Source organism: Syntrophotalea sp., assembly GCF_050253115.1.
Taxonomy (GTDB): domain Bacteria; phylum Desulfobacterota; class Desulfuromonadia; order Desulfuromonadales; family Syntrophotaleaceae; genus Syntrophotalea; species Syntrophotalea acetylenica.
Genome location: NZ_JBFWJQ010000148.1, coordinates 1 through 5,102, shown reverse-complemented (window position 1 = coordinate 5,102; position 5,102 = coordinate 1). Strand labels below are relative to the sequence as shown.

The window sequence follows — 5,102 nt, the reverse complement described above, 5'->3', positions numbered from 1 at the left end:
TAGGTTGAGCTGACTATGATCCTAAAACGAAGAGAATTTTTATTTCACAGCTATTGGCAGACCATTGGGCTGATAAGTTTGAGCCAAACCCTATTATTCATGTCTATAAGGTTCGAGTCAATTAAAGGTATCCTGTGGGGGTCGGACCAAGATAAGCAACTGAAACAAAAAATAAAATTCTCTGAATTGAAGCTCAAAAATCACCTATAGGCCAATTTTGTGGGGCAAAATCGGGTTTATGTTATGCAATCGGTCTTAAATTGAAAAACGAGGGGCGCCATATCGACGATTTCACGCCGAAAAATCAATGATTGCAGGGGCGCACTGACGTGCGCCCTGATGAATTACGGCACCCCGGTGAATGGGAATAAAACCCGGTGCGGGAATGAATGATATCAAACCCGGACCGGGATGAATGACGGTGGCAGGGCGCACGTCGGTGCGCCCCTACGGGGACCGCCGATAATTAGGGGCGCACTGACGTGCGTCCTGGTATCTGCCTTCGACGATTCTCGGGGCCTTTTTCGGTCTGCAGATGGGGCTATCCAGAAAGCAGATCAAATCGATGACTCAATCAGCGGCGTGAGCATAATGAACCAATTGACTACCTTCGAAATATTTGAACAGTACGGTCTGGAAAGGTCTGATGAGCCCATCACCTTCGGGCTGCCTCTGCCGGTGGGCAGCTGCCGCGAGCCGGCAGAGCTGTCATTGTATGATGGGGCTGGTCGCCGTCTGCCCGCGGTCTTCACACCCCTGGCCCGGTGGGAGGACGGCAGCCTCAGGTGGGCCCTGTGTGATACACGCGTCGATCTGAAGGCGGGCGAAAAGGGCAGCCTGGCACTTGCCCGGGGGGAGGCGGGGGAGAACCCGGCCGCTGCCGGCCTCGAGCTGGTGGAGACCCCGGAAGACTACCGGATTACGGCGGGGCTCGCGCAGTTTTCGGTCAGCAAGCAGGATTTTCTGCCTCTTTCCCGCATCACTCTGGGCGGGCGGGATCTGGTAAAGGCGGCTGAGAGCGGGCTGGTTTTGACGGATGCTGCGGGAAGGTTGTGGCGGGCCGCTGGCGGGTCGTGGCAGATCGCCTGCCAGAATGCCCTGCGTCTGGTCCTGAAATGGACGGGGCGCTTCCTGGCGAAAGATGAAGCACATCCCCTGGAATGCGAGGGTCTCCTGACGTTCTGCGCCGGGCGCCGGGCCGTCGAGGTGGAGCTCAGGGTGCGCAATCCTCAGGCGGCCAGACATCCCGGCAACCGTTGGGACCTGGGCGATCCCGGCTCGCTTCGGTTCAGAGAGCTCACGTTGAATTTTCCGCTGGCCGGGGAGGGGGCCGAAGGAATTTTTCTGCAGGCCGAACCCGAAAGCGAGGTCGCCCGGTTCACTGACGCCGTCACCCTCTACCAGGACTCCAGCGGAGGCGAGAACTGGCGGTCCCCGAACCATGTGAACGCGCAGGGAGAGATATTGCCGTGCCTTCCCGGGTACGAGGTTCGCAGCGGGGAGAATGTGCTCACCCGGGGGCGGCGGGCGAATCCCCTGATTGGCGCGGCGCTGGATGGTGCCGGCTTCGGGCTCAGTATGCCGGCTTTCTGGGAGAATTTTCCCAAGGCGCTGGGGGGCAATCCGGGAACCCTGGAGTGGGGGATCTTCCCGGGGCAGTCCCGGGGGCCCTACGAGCTGCAGGGGGGCGAGCAGAAAACCCACACCCTGTTTGTGATGCTCGGGCGCGATGCGGACGAGCTCGCGGCGTTGCGCGATCGGTTGCATCGCCCGCTCGTGTCGAAGATCGATCCTGAGTGGTACCGGCGGTGCGCCGCCGGCCCTGCGCTTGCGCACGCAGGGGGGGATGCGCGCCGGGACGCGCCTCTGAACAGGGCTCTCGGCGACTATCTGGCTCTGATCGATTCCGCGCTTGAAGGCGCTGATTCCTTCTTCGCACGCCGGGAGAGGATCGATGAATACGGCTGGCGCCATTTCGGCGACCTGTACGCCGATCACGAGGCCGTTTTTCATCAGGGGGATGAGCAGCCGTTCGTTTCGCACTACAACAACCAGTACGACGTCATCAAGGGCGCTCTGCTGCAGTTCTGGCGCACGGGCAGGAGCGACTGGTTCCGCCTCGCCAGAGAGCTGGCGGACCATGTCGCGGACATCGATATCTATCATACCGATGAGGACCGCTATCAGTACAATCGCGGATTGTTCTGGCACACCGATCATCATCTGCCTGCGGCGACCGCGACCCATCGCGCTATCTCTCGGATTCACGCCGAATACAAGGACTGCGTAGGCGGTGGCCCGGCGCCGGATCACAATTACGCGACCGGACTGGCCCTGATGTACTGGACGACCGGGGAGGAACGCTACCGCGAGGCGGCCCTGGAGCTGGTGGAGAATATCCGTAACCTGGTGCTGGGGCCTGATACCCTCGCGGAAAGGGGCTTTCAGTTGGTCAGAAAAAGCCTGGCGGGTGTCAGGGCTCGCATCGGCCGAAAAGGTCTTGTTTACGCGGATGTTTTCGGGGTGCTTGATGGCCCGGGTCGGGCGAGCGGCAACGTGCTGAACACCCTTCTTGATGGTTTCCTGCTCACCGAAGATGGGGAGTTTCTGGATCTTGCCGGGATGCTCATCCGCAGATGCGTTGCGCCGACCCAGGACATCGCGTCCCTCGACCTGGAAAATGTGGAGCTGCGCTGGATGTACACAGTCTTTCTCAAGGCCCTCGCCAGGTATCTGGAAGTCAAGGAGATGTGGGGTCTGAAGGATGCCATGTTTGCCTACGCGCGGGCCGCTTTTGTGCATTACGCATGCTGGATGCTTGAGAACGAGTCTCCCTATCTGGACAGGCCGGAGATCCTGGAATTCCCCAATGAGACCTGGGCCGCCCAGGAGCTCAGAAAAAGCGACATCCTCGCCCTGGCGGGAAAGCAGGTCAGGGGAGAGCTCAGGGACCGGCTGATGGAGCGGAGCGCTTTTTTCTTCGCGACGGGAGTTGCGCAGATGCAATCTTTCGAGACCCGGGCGCTGACCCGGCCGTTGGCTCTTCTTATGACCAACGGGGCTGATGCGCTCGAGCTTCAGGGGTTGTGGCGGGAAGGGGAGCTGCCCGAAGGGGGGGATCCCGAAGAGATTTTTTCAGCTGCCAGGCGTACCCCGACCGGATCGTCGGTCCGGGCCAACCGGAAAATTCTCCGGAGTCGTCTGACTTCCATATCTCCGGGCAGGGAATGGCGCTGGATACGAAATCGGCTCGGGTTTTGAGGGCGCTGTGAATGACCGGGTTTCTTATAGCAGAAATGGCGTTCGGGTGCCGAGATTCCTGCCCTGGATTCTGGACAATCCCGGCCGCGCTGCCGTCTGGGTATCCATCGCGCTGTTGTTGTATCAGGCTGCGCTGCCGGGCGGGCTGACCCTCGATCCCGCCGCCCGGACGATCACCTGGGATATTTTCCCCTCCGCCTCATTTCATTTGTCCAGGGCCGATGTGATCGGAAACATTGTGCCTTATGCCGTTTTCGCGCATTTCGTTTTTATGGCCTGCAAGCGGCGGTCAGGCCCCTGGAGAATGGTCGCCGCGTTTACCTTTGCTGCGACGGTCCTTATGGCGCTGTCCGTTGAATTCGTTCAATACTTCAATCTCTCTCGCGGCTCGGCCGTCTGGGACGTCATCAGCGGAGCCATCGGAGGGGTTTTCGGGGTTCTGAGCGGCACTTTTTATGTCCGTAAAGTGTCGGAGCGTTTTCAGCGGTGGCTGAACATTGAAAAGGGCCGGAATTCTCTTTTCGTCGCGGCGGCTTTTCTCGCCGCACTTCTTCTCTGGGATGCAGCGCGGCCTTTCTATATCGTGAGCAGCGCCGATGCGCTTTTCAGCAATATCAAGCAGAGCGTCGTGATTCCTTTCGAACCGGCAGGCAGGGATATCCGCGTACAACTTGGACTCCACCCTTCGCGGCAGATCGATACACCAACCCGCTCACCGGATTACTGGGGTAAGGTGGGAGAGCGGCTGATCGCCTATGGGACTCTTTTCGGACTTCTGCTTTTCTCTCGCCGTAGAAATGTCCTGAAAAGTTGCCTCTTACCATTTCTGGCCGTACTTGGGGCGGTGGAAATCATATCCCTGCTTGTCGTCAACAGTCATATGGATATCACGCGCATCGTCATCGGTTTGATCAGTGTGCCGATAGCCTTTTTTTTCAAGAGACTGTGCGACGCCAGATCGCCCAGGTTCGGGCTTTTTCTGATGTTGATTGTCTGCACTTCGTATATCGTCATCAGCGATCTTCGGCCTTATGAATTTTCCGAACGCACGGCAGTCGGTCAGGACTGGTTCGTCCCTTTGATGACCCATGTAAAAAGCGTCGACGTGATGCTCCTTGCAAATATCATCGAAGCGGTTGTCATTTTCTCTCCCCTCGGAATGGTGTTTTTCCTCCTTCTGTGGAACGGGCGAAATTCGAGAAGCGGGAGTCAGAGACTCTATGCCTTTCTTGCATGTCTCTTCAGCGGAGTTCTGGCGGGTTTTCTGGAATATATTCAATTGTGGATTCCTGATCGTACTTCTACTCTTGAGGATATCCTGTACGCCATCCTGGGAAGCTACGTTGGGGTTTCAGTCGCGAAAATTTACCTTATTCACCGTTGCATCCGCTCAGAACGAGGAACCGCCGACACTGCACCGATTGCAGGGGCGCACCGACGTGCGCCCTGGTGAATTACGGCACCCCGGTGAATGGGAACACCCCCGACACCGGGGACGAATGATATCAACCCCGGACCGGGAAGGATGACGGCAACAGGGCGAGGCATGCCTCGCTCCTACAGGGACCGCCGACAATGTACCATTTGCAGGGGCGACGCATGCGTCGCCCTGTTGCAATACGGCACCCCGGTGAATGGGAACACCCCCGGCACGGATACGGACGATGCCATCCCCCGGACCGGGATGAATGACGGCACCCCGGTGAATGGGAATACCCCCGACACCGGGGACGAATGATATCAACCCCGGACCGGGAAGGATGACGGCAACAGGGCGAGGCATGCCTCGCTCCTACAGGGACCGCCGACAATGTACCATTTGCAGGGGCGACGCATGCGTC

The 5,102-nt window shown here is 58.7% G+C and carries 2 protein-coding genes; both read left to right on the top strand.

From position 1 onward, the window contains the following. Positions 1-591 precede the first annotated feature (591 nt). Complete coding sequence (locus AB7E65_RS11915; RefSeq protein WP_428746010.1) at positions 592-3,261, top strand: hypothetical protein; 2,670 nt, start codon at positions 592-594, stop codon at positions 3,259-3,261. A 7-nt stretch (positions 3,262-3,268) separates the two neighbouring features. Next, positions 3,269-4,714, top strand: a complete 1,446-nt coding sequence (locus AB7E65_RS11910; RefSeq protein ID WP_428746009.1) for a VanZ family protein — start codon at positions 3,269-3,271, stop codon at positions 4,712-4,714. Positions 4,715-5,102: the final 388 nt, after the last annotated feature.